Consider the following 16,925-nt stretch of genomic DNA (forward strand, 5'->3'; position numbering starts at 1 on the left):
AGGGATTATGGGTAGCGTGCTCTGGAACTTAGTCGCATTTCTTATTGCACTCGGTGTTTTGATCACCGTGCACGAGTTCGGGCACTTTTGGGTAGCCCGTCGCTGCGGCGTCCGTGTAGAACGCTTTTCCATCGGCTTTGGCCGCGCCTTATGGCGCCGTACTGACCGTCAGGGGACGGAGTACGTGATTGCCCTGATCCCTCTGGGCGGTTACGTGAAGATGCTCGATGAGCGGGTTGATTCGGTTGCACCGGAATTCCGCCATCAGGCATTTAACAACAAAACCGTGTGGCAACGCGCCGCTATCGTCAGTGCCGGCCCTATCGCCAACTTCCTGTTTGCTATTCTTGCTTACTGGCTGGTATTTATTATCGGCGTTCCCAGCTTCCGTCCTGTGATTGGTGAAATATCGCCACAGTCGATTGCTGCCCACGCTGAAATTTCGCCTGGAATGGAACTTAAGTCCGTTGACGGTATCGAAACGCCTGATTGGGAATCAGTTCGTCTGGCGCTGGTGGCGAAGATCGGCGACGCGGAAACCGAAGTGGGTATCGCGCCGTTTGGCTCTTCTCAGGTGGTGACTAAAACCCTGGATTTGCGCCAGTGGAATTTCGAGCCGGACAAACAGGATCCCGTGGTGGCGTTGGGTATTATTCCGCGCGGCCCACAGATAGAATCTGTCCTTGCCGAAGTGCAATCGGGGTCGGCGGCACAAAAGGCGGGTTTACAAGCGGGGGACAGGATCGTTAAAGTCGACGGTCAGCTATTGGGTCGTTGGCAAACGTTGGTTAAACGGATCCACAACGGCCCTGGGCAACCGCTGGTTTTAGAGATTGAAAGAAACGGCGCCCCCTTGTCTTTGACGCTGATACCGGATACAAAGCCGGTGGGAAAAGACAAATCGGTGGGTTTCGCCGGCATCATTCCGAAAGTGCTGCCGCTGCCGGACGAGTATAAAACGATTCGCCAGTATGGACCTTTCCCAGCGCTGTATCAGGCTGGGGACAAGACCTGGCAGCTAATGAGCCTCACGGTCAAAATGCTGGGTAAATTAATAACCGGTGATGTAAAGCTGAACAACCTGAGTGGCCCGATTTCGATTGCACAGGGAGCAGGGGCGTCAGCCGGGGTCGGGTTAGTGTATTATCTGATGTTCCTGGCGTTGATCAGTGTCAACCTGGGTATCATCAACCTGTTCCCATTACCGGTGTTAGATGGTGGGCATCTCCTCTTCCTGGCGATAGAAAAGCTGAAGGGTGGGCCGGTTTCCGAGCGAGTACAGGACTACAGTTACCGCATAGGTTCGATCGTGTTGGTGCTTTTAATGGGTCTTGCACTTTTCAATGATTTTTCTCGCCTTTAGGGGCGGGGATAGGTTAGGAAGAACGCATAACAACGATGGCGATGAAAAAGTTGCTCATAGCGTCGCTGCTGTTTGGCAGCGCCACCGTATACGGTGCAGACGGGTTCGTAGTGAAAGATATTCATTTCGAAGGCCTGCAGCGAGTCGCCGTCGGTGCGGCGTTACTCAACATGCCGGTTCGCGTAGGCGATACCGTCTCTGACGATGATATCAGTAATACCATCCGTGCCTTGTTTGCCACTGGCAACTTCGAGGACGTTCGCGTGCTGCGCGATGGTAATACGCTGATTGTTCAGGTTAAGGAACGCCCTACCATTGCCAGCATCACTTTCTCCGGCAACAAGTCGGTGAAGGATGACATGCTCAAGCAAAACCTGGAGGCCTCTGGCGTTCGGGTTGGCGAAGCGCTCGACCGCACCACGATATCCAGCATTGAAAAAGGGCTGGAAGACTTCTATTACAGCGTCGGTAAATACAGCGCCTCGGTGAAAGCCGTTGTCACGCCGTTGCCGCGTAACCGTGTTGACCTGAAACTGGTGTTCACGGAAGGGGTTTCCGCCAAGATTCAACAAATCAACATTGTCGGCAACCATGCCTTCACTAACGATGAGCTGATTTCACGCTTCCAGTTGCGTGATGAAGTGCCGTGGTGGAACCTGGTTGGCGATCGCAAATACCAGAAACAAAAGCTGGCGGGTGACCTCGAAACCCTGCGCAGTTTCTATCTGGACCGCGGCTACGCGCGCTTTAATATCGATTCGACTCAGGTCAGCCTGACGCCGGACAAAAAAGGCATCTACATCACCATCAATATCACTGAAGGCGAGCAGTACAAGCTCACCGGCGTGATGGTTAACGGCAATCTGGCCGGTCACTCGGCGGAAGTCGCGCAACTGACCAAGATTGAACCGGGTGAGCTGTATAACGGCAGCAAAGTGACCAAAATGGAAGACAACATCAAAACGATGTTGGGCCGTTATGGTTATGCCTACCCGCGTGTTGCTACGCAACCTGAAATCAACGACGCGGATAAAACCGTGAAGCTGCACGTAAACATTGATGCGGGTAACCGTTTCTACGTGCGTCGCATCAAGTTCGAAGGCAACGACACCAGTAAAGACTCCGTACTGCGCCGTGAAATGCGTCAGATGGAAGGTGCGTGGCTGGGCAACGCTCAGGTCGAGCAGGGTAAAGAACGTCTGAACCGTTTGGGTTATTTTGAAACGGTAGACGTGGAAACCCAGCGCGTGCCTGGCACTGCGGATCAGGTAGACGTCACTTACAAAGTGAAAGAGCGTAACACCGGTACCTTCAACTTCGGCGTCGGCTACGGTACCGAGAGCGGCGTGAGCTTCCAGGCGGGGGTCCAGCAGGACAACTGGCTGGGTACTGGCTATTCTGTCGGTATCAGCGGCACCAAGAACGACTACCAGACCTATACCGAGCTGTCGGTAACCAACCCATACTTCACCGTTGACGGTGTGAGTTTGGGTGGGCGTATCTTCTACAACGACTTTAAAGCGGATGACGCGGACCTGTCCGACTATACCAACAAGAGTTACGGCATAGACGGTACCTTGGGCTTCCCGATCAACGAAAACAACTCGTTGCGTACCGGTTTGGGTTACGTACATAACGGCCTGTCCAACATGCAGCCGCAGGTTGCCATGTGGCGTTATCTGGACTCCATGGGTCTGGATCCGAACAAGACTGACCGTGCCAGCTACTCTGCGGACGACTTCACGCTGAACCTGGGTTGGACCTACAACAACCTGGACCGTGGTTATTTCCCAACGTCGGGTAACCGTACCACCCTGAATGGTAAAGTGACCATTCCAGGGTCGGATAACGAATACTACAAACTGACGCTGGACAGCGTGCAATACGTCCCAATCAACGACGATCGCACCTGGGTGCTGTTAGGTCGTGGTCGTCTGGGTTATGCGGATGGTCTGGGCGGCAAAGAGATGCCGTTCTACGAGAACTTCTACGCCGGCGGCTCCAGCACGGTGCGTGGTTTCGGTTCGAACACCATCGGTCCAAAAGCGGCGTACTACAATTCCAACTCGTATAGCTGCAGCAATGGCGCGACGATTTGTAATTCGGACGATGCGGTCGGTGGTAACGCCATGGCCGTTGCCAGTATGGAGCTGATTACGCCAACGCCATTCATCAGCGAGAAATACGCAAACTCAGTGCGTACTTCCCTGTTCATGGATGCGGGTACCGTATGGGATACCAACTGGCAGAACTCTCAGACCAGCATGTACGATATTCCGGACTACAGTAAAGCGAGCAATATCCGCGTTTCTGCCGGTATCGCCTTGCAGTGGATGTCACCTTTGGGGCCATTGGTGTTCTCTTATGCCAACCCGATCAAGAAATACGAAGGCGACAAGTCCGAACAGTTCCAATTTAACATTGGTAAGACCTGGTAACAGGTCGAGCTTCTGGGCATAAGCAGTTATTAAGAATCGCAAATGCCAGGCGCCTGCCAAAACACAGAGATGATTCTCATTGTTTTGCGGGATAAGTCTGGCAGATTGTGTACTTCAAGTGTCATATGGCACAAATGGGTGATGGTAAGGAGTTTATAGTGAAAAAGTGGTTGTGTGCCGCAGGCCTCGGTTTAGCAATGGCTGCTTCAGCTGGCGTTCAGGCAGCAGATAAGATCGCTGTAGTTAACGTCTCCAGCATTTTCCAACAGTTGCCGGCTCGTGAAACCGTAGCTAAACAGCTGGAAAACGAGTTTAAAGGCCGTGCGGGTGAGCTTCAGAACATGGAGCGTAGCCTTCAGACCAAAATGCAACGTCTGCAGCGTGATGGCGCTACCATGAAAGCCAGCGATCGCAGCAAGCTTGAAAAAGACGTGATGGCACAGCGCGAGCAGTTCTCTCAGAAAGCCCAGGCTTTTGAGCAGGACAACCGTCGCCGCCAGATGGAAGAGCGTAACAAAATCCTGAGCCGTATTCAGGACGCTGTGAAATCTGTTGCCAGCAAAGAAGGCTATGACGTAGTGATCGATGCTAACGCCGTTGCCTACGCAGGTTCTTCTAAAGACATTACTGCTGACGTGCTGAAACAGGTTAAATAACAACATGCCTTCTATTCGACTGGCTGATTTAGCGCAGCAGTTGGATGCACAATTGCACGGTGATGGCGATCTCGTCATCACCGGCATTGCTTCTATGCATTCGGCACAGGCTGGCCAAATCACGTTTTTGTCAAACAGCCGCTATCAAGAGCAGCTGGCTTCCTGCCAGGCAAGCGCAGTCGTGCTTACCGAGGCGGATTTACCACACTGCCGTTCTGCGGCGCTGGTGGTTAAAAACCCTTACCTGACCTACGCGCGCATGGCGCAACTGATGGACACCACTCCCTCTCCGGCCCAGGATATCGCCCCTAGCGCGGTTATTTCCCCTGAAGCCACCTTGGGGCAGAACGTGGCTATCGGAGCAAATGCGGTGATCGAGTCGGGCGCAGTCCTTGGCGATAACGTGGTTATCGGCCCGGGCTGTTTTATCGGCAAACGTGCACGCATTGGCGCAGGAACGCGTCTGTGGGCTAACGTAACGATTTATCATGAAGTCGAGATCGGTCAGCAATGTCTGATCCAATCGGGCACCGTGATTGGTGCTGACGGTTTCGGCTATGCCAACGAACGCGGCAACTGGATTAAAATTCCTCAGTTGGGCACGGTGATTATCGGCGATCGCGTCGAAATCGGCGCTTGCACCACCATTGACCGCGGCGCGTTGGATAACACCCAGATCGGGAATGGTGTTATCATCGACAACCAATGCCAGATTGCACATAACGTTGTGATTGGCGACAATACTGCCGTTGCCGGCGGTGTTATCATGGCGGGCAGCCTGAAAATCGGCCGCTACTGCCAGATCGGTGGAGCCAGCGTGATCAATGGTCACATGGAGATCGCCGACAAGGTTGTTGTCACCGGAATGGGAATGGTTATGCGACCAATCACCGAACCTGGGGTATACTCTTCGGGCATTCCGTTACAACCCAACAAAGTTTGGCGTAAAACCGCTGCGTTGGTGATGAATATCGATGAGATTAGCAAGCGCTTAAAAGCTGTCGAACGAAAAGTCGGAAAAGACTAATCACTACCGCCCGCCTGACTGGGTACAAAACGAAACGCGTTGGTCATGAGACCAAAAGCGCAAAGAGTTGTTAATTTGCGGCCTGCATGATGATCTCCTTTTGGGGTCAGCGCAGGCCGTGTTGTTGATGCCATCAGTTTTTAGAGACAGGAAGAGTATTTTGACTACTGACACTCATACTCTGGATATTGCAGAAATTTTAGAGTTGCTTCCTCACCGTTACCCGTTCTTGCTGGTTGATCGCGTCCTCGAGTTTGAGGAGCACAAATTCCTGCGTGCGGTGAAGAACGTATCTGTAAATGAGCCGTTTTTCCAGGGACACTTCCCTGGTAAGCCGATTTTTCCAGGCGTATTGATTCTGGAAGCCATGGCGCAGGCCACCGGTATTTTGGCGTTTAAAAGCGTCGGCAAACTGGAACCGGGCGAGCTGTATTACTTCGCCGGTATCGATGAAGCCCGCTTCAAACGCCCGGTCGTGCCTGGTGATCAGATGATCATGGAAGTCACCTTTGAGAAAACACGTCGTGGTCTGACGCGCTTTAAAGGCGTGGCAACCGTCGACGGCAAAATTGTCTGCGAAGCAACCATGATGTGTGCGCGCAGCCGGGAGGCTTAATCCGTGATCGACAAAACCGCCTTTATCCATCCTAGCGCGATTATTGAAGAAGGTGCCGTTATCGGCGCTGGTGCGCACATCGGTCCCTTCTGTTACGTCGGCTCCCAGGTGGAAATCGGCGAAGGCACGGTACTGAAGTCCCACATTGTGGTGAATGGCCTGACCAAAATCGGTCGCGACAACCAGATCTATCAATTTGCCTCTATCGGTGAAGTGAATCAGGATCTGAAATACGCGGGCGAACCTACGCGCGTCGAGATTGGCGATCGCAATCGCATTCGCGAAAGCGTGACCATTCATCGCGGCACAGCGCAGGGCACAGGGTTGACCAAGGTAGGTAATGACAACCTGCTGATGGTTAACGTGCACGTTGCGCACGACTGTGTGGTGGGTAATTCCTGTATCTTGGCGAACAATGCTACGCTTGCCGGGCATGTGGAAATTGACGACCATGCCATTATTGGCGGCATGACGGCTATCCACCAGTTCTGCATCATCGGCACCCACGTGATGGTGGGCGGTTGTTCCGGTGTTGCCCAAGACGTGCCTCCTTTTGTCATCGCGCAGGGTAACCACGCCACGCCATTCGGCGTAAACGCCGTGGGCCTGAAGCGTCGTGGTTTCGATAAAGATCAAATGCAGGCAATCCGTAACGCCTACAAGATCCTTTATCGCAGCGAGAAAACGCTGGATGAAGCGAAAACAGAAATCGAAACCCTGGCAAAAGAGCAGCCGGTGGTGCAGCAGTTCCTGGATTTCTTTGGCCGCTCAACCCGCGGTATCATTCGCTGACCTATGCAAAATCGCCCATTGACTATCGGATTGGTCGCCGGAGAAACCTCCGGTGATATTCTTGGCGCCGGTTTGATCCGTGCGCTTAAGGCGCAAGTCCCCGACGCGCGTTTTGTTGGCGTCGCCGGCCCGCTGATGCAGGCTGAAGGCTGTGAAACCTGGTACGAAATGGAAGAGCTGGCGGTAATGGGCGTGGTCGAGGTGCTTGAGCGCCTGCCACGCCTGTTAAAGATCCGTAAGGATCTTACCCGCCGGTTCAGCGATCTGAAGCCGGACGTGTTTGTGGGTATCGACGCGCCGGACTTCAATATCACTCTGGAAGGTCGTCTGAAACAACGCGGCATTCGCACCATTCATTATGTCAGCCCGTCCGTCTGGGCCTGGCGTCAAAAGCGCGTTTTCAAAATTGGCAAAGCCACCGATCTGGTGCTGGCGTTTCTCCCTTTCGAAAAAGCGTTTTACGATCGTTTTAACGTTCCCTGCCGGTTTATCGGCCACACCATGGCTGATGCCATGCCGCTGCAGGCGGACAAATTGGCTGCGCGCGCTACGTTGGGCATCGCACCCGATGCGCGTTGTCTGGCCCTGTTGCCGGGCAGCCGAAGCGCTGAAGTTGAGATGCTGAGCGCCGATTTCCTGAAAACGGCGCAGTTGCTGCGTACCCGTTATCCCGACCTTGAGCTGGTGGTGCCGCTGGTTAACGCCAAACGACGCGAACAGTTCGAGCGGATCAAAGCTGAAGTGGCGCCAGAGCTGCGGGTCCATCTGCTGAACGGCCAAGGGCGTGAGGCGATGGTTGCCAGCGACGCGGCATTACTGGCTTCAGGTACCGCCGCACTGGAGTGCATGCTGGCCAAATGTCCGATGGTGGTGGGTTACCGTATGAAACCGTTCACCTTCTGGCTGGCGCAGCGGCTAGTGAAGACGCCATATGTTTCGCTGCCTAACCTGTTGGCAGGCCGTGAAATCGTCACCGAACTGCTGCAGCATGACTGCGTGCCGGACAAGCTGGCGGCGGCGGTAATGCCGCTGCTGGAAGACGGCCCGCAAACTGACGAACTGAAACAGACTTTCCTGACCTTGCACCAAAGCATCCGTTGCGGTGCCGATGAACAGGCCGCTCAGGCTGTGTTGGAGCTGGCAAAAGCATGATTGAACCCTTCATCTATCCTGTCGCCACGCTAATTGCAGGCGTGGACGAAGTGGGCCGTGGCCCTTTGGTTGGCGCAGTGGTTACCGCTGCGGTGATCCTCGATCCCGCTCGGCCGATCGTTGGCCTGGCGGATTCGAAGAAGCTCAGTGAGAAGCGCCGCCTGGCGCTGTATGACGAGATCGTCGAGAAAGCGCTGTCCTGGAGTCTGGGCCGCGCTGAGCCAGAAGAAATCGACCAACTGAACATTCTGCATGCCACTATGCTGGCGATGCAGCGTGCTGTGGCCGGTTTGCATATCGCGCCGGACATGGTATTGATCGACGGTAATCGCTGCCCTAAATTGCCGATGCGTTCGCAGGCGGTCGTGAAGGGCGACAGTCGCGTGGCGGAAATCAGCGCGGCATCCATTCTGGCTAAGGTAACGCGTGACCGCGAAATGGCCGAGTTGGATCTTGTGTTCCCCGATTACGGTTTTGCGCAGCATAAGGGCTACCCGACCGCCTTCCATCTGGAGCGGCTGGCCGCTCTGGGTGCGACCGAGCATCACCGCCGCAGTTTTGCCCCGGTAAGAAGGGCGCTGGGGCTGTAATCTGCAGGCCTGGTTATCCGGGCCAGACAAGCGATAGCGTTAACCCGGGTTCAGTCCGCTGAGCCCCTAGATTCAGGTATCTGGATATGGCCGAACCTCGTTTTATTCACCTGCGCGTTCATAGCGACTACTCCATGATAGATGGATTGGCCAAGATTGGGCCGTTGGTGAAGAGAGCCGCCGCGTTAGCCATGCCTGCTTTGGCAATTACCGACTTTACCAACCTGTGTGGTCTGGTGAAGTTTTATGGCAGCGCGCACGGCGCCGGGATCAAACCGATCATCGGCGCGGATTTTCATGTGCAAAGCGAAGTGCTGGGCGATGAGCTGGCGCAGCTCACCGTGCTGGCCGCCAATAATGAAGGTTACCAAAACCTGACGTTGCTGATTTCCCGCGCTTATCAGCGTGGTTACGGTGCCGCCGGTCCGACTATTGATCGGGACTGGTTGATTGAGCACCGTGAAGGGCTGATTTTGCTCTCTGGCGCGCGCCAGGGGGACGTCGGCAAGTTTCTGCTGCGCGGCAACCAGCCGCAGGTGGAGCAGTGCCTGGAGTTCTATCAGCAATACTTCCCTGACAGCTATTACCTCGAACTGATCCGTACCGGTCGGCCGGACGAAGAAAACTATCTGCACGCCGCAGTGGCGCTGGCCACTGAACGCGGATTGCCAGTGGTGGCCACTAACGACGTGCGCTTTCTGGTCGAGGATGACTTTGACGCCCACGAAATCCGCGTCGCCATTCATGACGGCTTCACGCTGGACGATCCCAAGCGCCCACGTAACTATACGGCGCAGCAATACATGCGTAACGAAGACGAGATGTGCGAGCTGTTTGCCGACATCCCGGAAGCGTTGCTCAACAGCGTAGAGATCGCCAAGCGTTGTAACGTGACTATTCGTCTCGGCGAGTACTTCCTGCCGCAGTTCCCGACCGGTGATATGAGCACCGAGGACTTCCTGATCCTCAAGTCGAAGGAAGGGCTGGAAGATCGCCTGGAGTTCCTGTTCCCAGACCCAGAGGTGCGCGCTCAACGCCGCCCTGAATACGATGAACGTCTGGATATTGAACTGAACGTGATCAACCAGATGGGCTTCCCGGGCTACTTCCTGATCGTGATGGAGTTCATCCAGTGGTCGAAGGATAACAATGTGCCGGTTGGCCCGGGGCGTGGTTCCGGTGCCGGTTCTTTAGTAGCCTATGCACTGAAAATCACCGATCTTGACCCGCTGGAATTTGACCTGCTGTTTGAACGCTTCCTTAACCCGGAACGTGTTTCGATGCCCGACTTCGACGTCGATTTCTGCATGGAAAAACGCGATCTGGTGATTGAGCACGTGGCGGATATGTACGGCCGTGAGGCGGTATCGCAAATCATCACCTTCGGCACCATGGCGGCGAAAGCGGTTATCCGCGACGTGGGTCGCGTGCTGGGCCACCCCTATGGCTTCGTCGACCGCATCTCCAAACTGGTGCCGCCCGATCCGGGCATGACGCTGGAAAAAGCCTTTGCTGCCGAACCCCAACTGCCGGAAATTTACGAGGCCGATGAGGAAGTCAAAGCGCTGATCGACATGGCGCGCAAGCTGGAAGGGGTCACACGTAACGCCGGTAAGCACGCCGGGGGCGTGGTGATCGCGCCGACTAAAATCACCGACTTCGCGCCGTTGTATTGTGACGCCGAGGGGCAGCATCCTGTTACCCAGTTCGACAAGAACGACGTTGAATACGCCGGGCTGGTGAAGTTCGACTTCCTCGGCTTGCGTACCCTGACCATCATCGACTGGGCGTTGGAAATGATTAACGCCCGGCGCGCCAAAACCGGGCTGGAGCCGATTGATATCGCCGCCATCCCGCTCGAAGACAAAAAAAGCTTCGACATGCTGCAGCGTTCGGAGACCACCGCGGTATTCCAGCTTGAATCGCGCGGCATGAAGGATTTGATCAAACGTCTGAAGCCCGACTGTTTCGAAGACATGATCGCATTGGTGGCGTTGTTCCGCCCTGGTCCTCTGCAGTCAGGCATGGTAGATAACTTTATCGACCGCAAGCACGGCCGCGAAGAAATTTCCTACCCGGATATCCAGTGGCAGCATGAGTCGCTCAAGCCGGTGCTGGAGCCGACCTACGGCATTATCCTGTATCAAGAACAGGTTATGCAGATTGCCCAGGTACTGGCCGGGTATTCGCTGGGCGGCGCGGACATGCTGCGCCGTGCGATGGGTAAAAAGAACCCGGTTGAAATGGCCAAGCAGCGTGGCGGTTTCGAGGATGGGGCAAAAGCACGCGGCATCGACGGCGAACTGTCGGTAAAAATCTTCGATCTGGTGGAGAAATTCGCTGGTTATGGCTTCAACAAGTCGCACTCCGCCGCCTATGCACTGGTGTCCTACCAGACGCTGTGGCTGAAGGCACACTACCCGGCCGAGTTTATGGCGGCGGTAATGACCGCCGATATGGACAACACCGATAAGGTGGTGGGGCTGGTGGATGAGTGCTGGCGTATGGGGCTGAAAATCCTGCCGCCGGACATCAACAGCGGCCAGTACCATTTCCACGTCAACGATGAAGGCGAGATCGTTTACGGTATCGGCGCCATCAAAGGCGTCGGGGAAGGGCCGATTGAAGCCATTCTGGAGGCGCGTAACAGCGGTGAACAGGGCTACTTTAAAGACCTGTTCGATCTGTGCGCGCGCTCTGACATCAAAAAAATCAACCGCCGCATTCTGGAAAAGCTGATCATGTCCGGGGCGTTCGACCGCCTTGGGCCACACCGCGCCGCATTGATGAACTCTTTGCCCGATGCGTTAAAAGCGGCAGATCAGCATGCCAAAGCCGAAGCGATCGGCCAGGTGGACATGTTTGGCGTACTGGCGGAAGCGCCGGAGCAAGTGGAGCAATCCTACGCCAACGTGCCCCGCTGGCAGGAGCAGGTGGTGCTGGACGGTGAACGGGAAACGTTGGGGTTGTACCTCACCGGCCACCCAATCACCCAGTACCTGAAGGAGATCGAACGCTACGCCGGTGGCCAGCGTTTGAAAGATATGCACCCGACGGATCGGGGCAAAATGACCACCGCCGTTGGGCTGGTGATCGCCTCGCGGGTTATGGTCACCAAGCGCGGTAACCGCATCGGGATCTGTACTCTGGATGACCGCTCTGGCCGTCTGGAGGTGATGTTATTCACCGATGCGTTAGAAAAATACCAGCATTTATTGGAAAAAGACCGTATCCTGATCGCCAGTGGACAGGTCAGCTTTGATGACTTTAGCGGCGGGCTTAAAATGACCGCCCGCGAGCTAATGGATATCAGTGAAGCCCGTGAAAAATACGCTCGCGGACTTGCTATCTCGCTGACGGACAGGCAAATTGATGACCAGCTTTTGAACCGTCTCCGTCAGTCTTTGGAACCCCATCGCTCGGGGACGATTCCAGTGCATCTTTACTATCAACGGGAAGATGCGCGGGCCAAGCTGCGTTTTGGCGCAACCTGGCGCGTGACGCCCACCGACCGCTTATTGATAGATTTGCGGACTTTGGTAGGTAATGAGCAGGTGGAACTGGAATTTGACTAAAATAGGAATGCTATGAGTCTGAATTTTCTTGATTTTGAACAGCCGATTGCAGAGCTGGAAGCGAAAATTGACTCGCTGACTGCAGTCAGCCGTCAAGACGAAAAATTAGATATTAATCTGGACGAAGAGGTTCAGCGCCTTCGTGAAAAGAGCGTTGAGCTGACGCGCAAGATTTTTTCCGATCTTGGGGCCTGGCAAGTTGCCCAATTGGCACGCCACCCGCGCCGTCCTTATACCCTGGATTATATCAAACACATCTTTACCGACTTCGAAGAGCTGGCGGGTGATCGCACCTATGCCGATGACAAAGCGATTGTCGGTGGCATTGCGCGCCTGGATGGCCGTCCGGTGATGATCATCGGGCATCAGAAAGGCCGCGAGACCAAAGAGAAAATCCGCCGTAACTTCGGCATGCCGGCACCAGAAGGCTATCGCAAAGCGCTGCGCCTGATGGAAATGGCTTCTCGCTTCAAGATGCCGCTGATCACTTTCATCGACACCCCAGGCGCCTACCCGGGCGTGGGCGCGGAAGAGCGTGGCCAGTCAGAAGCGATTGCCCATAACCTGCGTGAAATGTCTCGCCTGAAAATTCCGGTGATCTGTACGGTGATCGGCGAAGGCGGTTCCGGTGGCGCATTGGCCATTGGCGTGGGCGACAAAGTGAACATGCTGCAGTACAGCACCTATTCGGTGATCTCACCGGAAGGTTGTGCTTCCATTCTGTGGAAGAGCGCCGACAAAGCGCCGATTGCCGCAGAAGCCATGGGCATTACCGCACCGCGCCTGAAAGAGCTGAAGCTGATCGACTCGGTGATCCCGGAACCGCTGGGCTCTGCTCACCGCGACGTGCCGGCGATGGCGGAAGCGCTGAAAGCGCAGCTGCTGGCCGATCTGAAAGATCTCGACGGCCTGAACACCGAAGAGCTGCTTAACCGCCGCTACCAGCGCCTGATGAACTACGGCTATTGCTGAGTGCTGTCACGCGTTGCAAGAAACCGCCTTCGGGCGGTTTTTTTTTGTCTACACACCGCAGTATTTTCATGTTGTTATAGAGGTTTGGTGGTTAACTGACAGGAGCAGCCGATGAACATCATCGCGATCATGAGCCCAGCGGGCGTTTACTATAAAGACGAGCCGATCCGCGAGCTTCACACCGCACTGGCTGCGATGAACTTCCAACTGGTGTATCCCAAAAACAGCGGCGATTTGTTGAAGCTGATCGAAGCTAACGCACGCATTTGCGGCGTGATTTTCGACTGGGACGACTACAGCCTGGAGTTGTGCAGCGAGATCAACGAGCTCAACGAGTATCTGCCGCTGTATGCGTTTATCAACACGCATTCCACCTTCGACGTTAGCCTGCATGAAATGCGTATGGTGCTGTATTTCTTCGAGTACGGCCTGAATGCAGCAGATGATATTGCGCAGCGCATCCAGCAATATACCGCCGAATACATCGATACTATTACGCCGCCGCTGACCAAGGCACTGTTCAACTACGTGCATGAAGGGAAATACACCTTCTGTACTCCCGGCCATATGGCCGGTACCGCCTTTCAGAAGAGCCCGGTCGGTTGCCTGTTTTACGATTTTTTCGGTGCCAATACTCTGAAAGCCGACGTGTCGATTTCGGTCACCGAGCTGGGCTCGCTGCTGGATCACACTGGCCCTCACCTGGAGGCCGAAGAGTATATTGCGCGCACCTTTAACGCCGAGCAAAGTTATCTGGTGACCAACGGCACCTCTACCGCCAATAAAATTGTCGGCATGTATTCGGCACCGACTGGCAGCACGGTATTGATCGACCGCAACTGCCATAAGTCCCTGTGCCATCTGCTGATGATGAGCGATATCGTGCCGATTTATTTGCGCCCGCTGCGCAATGCCTACGGGATTCTTGGCGGGATCCCACAGCGTGAATTCACCCATGACAGCATTGCCGCTCGGGTGGCTGACACGGCCAACGCCAGTTGGCCAGTCCATGCGGTGATCACTAACTCGACCTACGATGGCCTGCTGTACAACACCGACTACATCAAGCAGACGCTGGACGTCCCATCAATTCATTTTGATTCCGCCTGGGTGCCCTATACCAATTTCCATCCGATTTACGACGGCAAGAGCGGCATGAGCGGTGAACGTATACCCGGTAAAGTGATCTACGAAACTCAGTCGACTCATAAACTGCTGGCGGCGTTTTCACAGGCCTCGATGATCCACATTAAGGGTGACTATGACGAAAGTACCTTTAACGAGGCCTATATGATGCACACCACCACTTCGCCGAATTACGGCATCGTGGCGTCGATGGAGACCGCGGCGGCGATGCTGCGTGGTAATCCGGGGCGACGGTTGATTAACCGTTCGGTGGAGCGTGCGCTGCATTTCCGTCGTGAGGTGCAGCGTTTGCGGGAAGAAAGCGATAGCTGGTTCTTCGATATCTGGCAGCCGGAAGAGATTGACGAGGCGCAGTGCTGGCCGCTAAACCCGGATGACAACTGGCACGGCTTTGGCAATACCGACCGCGATCACATGTATCTCGATCCTATCAAGGTCACCATCCTGACGCCGGGGATGAATGAGCTTGGCGCGCTGGAAGAGAGCGGCATACCGGCAGCGCTGGTAGCGAAATACCTGGACGAACGCGGTATCGTGGTGGAGAAAACCGGCCCTTATAATCTGCTGTTCCTGTTCAGTATCGGCATTGATAAAACCAAGGCGATGAGCCTGCTGCGTGGCCTGACCGACTTTAAACGCGCTTACGATCTCAATCTGCGAGTGAAGAACATGCTGCCGGACCTGTATGCCGAGGATCCGGATTTCTACCGTAATATGCGTATTCAGGATCTGGCCGCCGGGATCCATAGCTTGATCTGTCGGCACGATCTGCCGGGTTTGATGCAGCGGGCTTTTGATGTGTTGCCAGAAATGAAGCTGACGCCACACCAAATGTTCCAGCAGCAGGTGCGTGGCAACGTGGAAACCTGCGAGTTGGATCAACTGGTCGGCAAAGTCGCGGCGAACATGATCCTGCCTTATCCGCCAGGGGTTCCGCTGGTGATGCCGGGGGAGATGATCACCGAAGAGAGCCGAGCAGTGCTCGATTTCTTGCTGATGTTGTGTTCTATCGGCGAGCGCTATCCGGGGTTTGAAACCGATATCCACGGCGCGAAGCTGACCGAAGATGGGCGTTATCTGGTGAAAGTACTCAAAGCACCGCAGCCTTAAGCAAACTCACGGCAGATCAGGTTCACGCTGCTTGTCGGCAGCGGTTCCTGCGTCAGGCCGCAAAATGGCTGCCCGTCATGCCGCTGGTGATAGCGGCATTGATGACATTCGCCGAACAGTGCCACATTATCATCCTGTTTTTGCAACTGACGCAGCAACTGCGTCAGTAATTCCAGCAACTGTCCGCCATCCTGCTGCATGGCATCCTGCGCTTGCTGTAAATAGGCCGGCGGGAATAGGGCATCCATCAACGAGCGCGATTTGTCGGTCAGCTTTAACCTGACGCTGCGACGGTCCTTCTCGTCTGCCGTACGGGCGATCATCCCATTACTTTCCAACTTTTTCAGCGATTGCGACACCGTGCCCTTGGTCAGGCCGAGATATTCTGCCACCGCCATCGGCGTATTGGAGTAATGGTTGCAGCGTGCCAGGTAATACAAGGCGCTCAGCTGCACCGGCGGCAGGCTTTCCAGCTCTTCATGACTCCGCAGCCAGCTGCGTTGCAGGCTATTTAGTCGTTCCAGTAAATCAAACAGTGTCAACATGGGATCCTCGCTAGTTTGGCAAAATAGTATCGATTAAAAACTATATTGACAAGGCATGGTGGAGGATTTATTGTGCTATTGGTTTCGAATCGAAACTAAATGGGTGCGCAGTTCACCCACAACAGTCAGAACCAAGGAGAATTATCATGACTAAGGCCGTTTTCTATCATGCCGGTTGCCCGGTTTGCGTGAGCGCAGAGCAGCAGTTGTTAGGCCTGTTGAGCCAGGATGTGCAGGTGGACGTGGTTCATCTGGGCGAAACGCCGGCGCGTATCGCCGAAGCCGAAAAAGCCGGGGTGCAGAGCGTCCCTGCGTTAGTGGTGGATGGGCAGGTGCTGCACATTAACTACGGTGCGGCATTGGCGGATCTTAAAGCCTGATCGACCTATTGCATTGCCGATAGCTCAATAACAGCCCCGTCTTATCCAGCGGGGCTTTTTGCCGTTGACGATACCGCCGCTGCCGGATACCTTGCCTCATCAGACAGACAATGAGGCATCACAATGTTGGCATTACGTCAGGTACACCACATCGCAGTTATAGGCTCAGATTATGCAGCCAGTAAGCATTTTTACTGCGATATTCTGGGGTTCACCCTATTAGGCGAGTTTTACCGTGCGGAGCGCGATTCATGGAAAGCGGATTTGGCGCTCAACGGTCAATACACCATCGAACTGTTTTCCTTCCCGTCACCGCCGGCCCGCGTCAGTCGTCCGGAAGCCTGCGGCTTGCGTCATTTAGCTTTCAGCGTCGACGACATCGAGCAGGCCATCCAGCATTTGCAGAATGCTGGGGTGGATTGCGAACCGGTGCGTATCGATCCTTACACCCAGTCACGTTTCACTTTTTTCAGCGATCCGGATGGGTTACCTCTAGAATTATATGAGCTATGAATGCTTAATCGGGACCAGGCGGCGCAGGCGGCACCCGCATATGCTATCAT

14 protein-coding genes are annotated in these 16,925 nt (G+C 54.9%); 13 read left to right on the top strand and 1 reads right to left on the bottom strand.

Going from position 1 to position 16,925, the window contains the following annotated elements; all coding sequences use genetic code 11:
* Window positions 1-7: 7 nt before the first annotated feature.
* The 11 genes from rseP to ACMGG1_RS04170 all read left to right on the top strand — a co-directional run bounded on the left by rseP (window position 8) and on the right by ACMGG1_RS04170 (window position 15,437).
* Complete coding sequence (gene rseP, locus ACMGG1_RS04120) at window positions 8-1,363, top strand: sigma E protease regulator RseP (RefSeq protein WP_116691862.1); 1,356 nt, start codon at window positions 8-10, stop codon at window positions 1,361-1,363.
* Window positions 1,364-1,398: 35 nt separating this feature from the next.
* On the top strand, window positions 1,399-3,801 hold the full coding sequence (gene bamA, locus ACMGG1_RS04125; RefSeq protein ID WP_122080076.1) for an outer membrane protein assembly factor BamA: 2,403 nt from the start codon (window positions 1,399-1,401) through the stop codon (window positions 3,799-3,801).
* A 158-nt stretch (window positions 3,802-3,959) separates the two neighbouring features.
* Window positions 3,960-4,457, top strand: coding sequence for a molecular chaperone Skp (gene skp, locus ACMGG1_RS04130; RefSeq protein WP_020828357.1), 498 nt, complete (start codon window positions 3,960-3,962; stop codon window positions 4,455-4,457).
* A 4-nt stretch (window positions 4,458-4,461) separates the two neighbouring features.
* Window positions 4,462-5,484 (top strand): UDP-3-O-(3-hydroxymyristoyl)glucosamine N-acyltransferase, encoded by a 1,023-nt coding sequence (lpxD, locus tag ACMGG1_RS04135; RefSeq protein WP_020828356.1) that lies wholly within the window; start codon window positions 4,462-4,464, stop codon window positions 5,482-5,484.
* Window positions 5,485-5,644: 160 nt separating this feature from the next.
* Entirely contained in the window at window positions 5,645-6,100 is a 456-nt protein-coding gene (fabZ, locus tag ACMGG1_RS04140) for a 3-hydroxyacyl-ACP dehydratase FabZ (RefSeq protein WP_017893789.1), read from the top strand.
* 3 nt (window positions 6,101-6,103) lie between these two features.
* On the top strand, window positions 6,104-6,892 hold the full coding sequence (gene lpxA, locus ACMGG1_RS04145) for an acyl-ACP--UDP-N-acetylglucosamine O-acyltransferase (protein WP_020828355.1): 789 nt from the start codon (window positions 6,104-6,106) through the stop codon (window positions 6,890-6,892).
* Between the two features lie 3 nt (window positions 6,893-6,895).
* Entirely contained in the window at window positions 6,896-8,044 is a 1,149-nt protein-coding gene (gene lpxB / locus ACMGG1_RS04150) for a lipid-A-disaccharide synthase (protein WP_044553119.1), read from the top strand.
* The gene (gene rnhB, locus ACMGG1_RS04155) at window positions 8,041-8,634 is read left to right on the top strand and encodes a ribonuclease HII (protein WP_020828353.1); all 594 of its coding nucleotides are present in this window, start codon (window positions 8,041-8,043) and stop codon (window positions 8,632-8,634) included. The genes lpxB and rnhB overlap by 4 nt, the downstream gene beginning before the upstream one ends.
* Before the next feature lie 86 nt (window positions 8,635-8,720).
* On the top strand, window positions 8,721-12,209 hold the full coding sequence (gene dnaE / locus ACMGG1_RS04160) for a DNA polymerase III subunit alpha (RefSeq protein WP_020828352.1): 3,489 nt from the start codon (window positions 8,721-8,723) through the stop codon (window positions 12,207-12,209).
* A gap of 12 nt (window positions 12,210-12,221) precedes the next feature.
* Window positions 12,222-13,181, top strand: a complete 960-nt coding sequence (accA, locus tag ACMGG1_RS04165; RefSeq protein WP_020828351.1) for an acetyl-CoA carboxylase carboxyl transferase subunit alpha — start codon at window positions 12,222-12,224, stop codon at window positions 13,179-13,181.
* Between the two features lie 111 nt (window positions 13,182-13,292).
* Entirely contained in the window at window positions 13,293-15,437 is a 2,145-nt protein-coding gene (locus ACMGG1_RS04170; protein ID WP_122080072.1) for a lysine decarboxylase LdcC, read from the top strand.
* On the opposite strand, the gene ACMGG1_RS04175 is transcribed toward ACMGG1_RS04170, so the two are convergent.
* The gene (locus ACMGG1_RS04175; RefSeq protein WP_116691874.1) at window positions 15,434-15,979 is read right to left on the bottom strand and encodes a MarR family winged helix-turn-helix transcriptional regulator; all 546 of its coding nucleotides are present in this window, start codon (window positions 15,977-15,979) and stop codon (window positions 15,434-15,436) included. The two genes, ACMGG1_RS04170 and ACMGG1_RS04175, sit on opposite strands and share 4 nt — an antisense overlap.
* 149 nt (window positions 15,980-16,128) lie before the next feature.
* On the opposite strand from ACMGG1_RS04175, the gene ACMGG1_RS04180 reads away from it, so the two are divergent.
* Together ACMGG1_RS04180 and ACMGG1_RS04185 are read left to right on the top strand one after the other, a co-directional pair.
* On the top strand, window positions 16,129-16,362 hold the full coding sequence (locus tag ACMGG1_RS04180) for a glutaredoxin family protein (RefSeq protein ID WP_116691866.1): 234 nt from the start codon (window positions 16,129-16,131) through the stop codon (window positions 16,360-16,362).
* A gap of 123 nt (window positions 16,363-16,485) precedes the next feature.
* The gene (locus tag ACMGG1_RS04185) at window positions 16,486-16,875 is read left to right on the top strand and encodes a VOC family protein (RefSeq protein WP_048759156.1); all 390 of its coding nucleotides are present in this window, start codon (window positions 16,486-16,488) and stop codon (window positions 16,873-16,875) included.
* Window positions 16,876-16,925 lie beyond the last annotated feature (50 nt).

The organism is Serratia sp. BNK-12 (assembly GCF_047456085.1).
Classification (GTDB): domain Bacteria; phylum Pseudomonadota; class Gammaproteobacteria; order Enterobacterales; family Enterobacteriaceae; genus Serratia; species Serratia liquefaciens.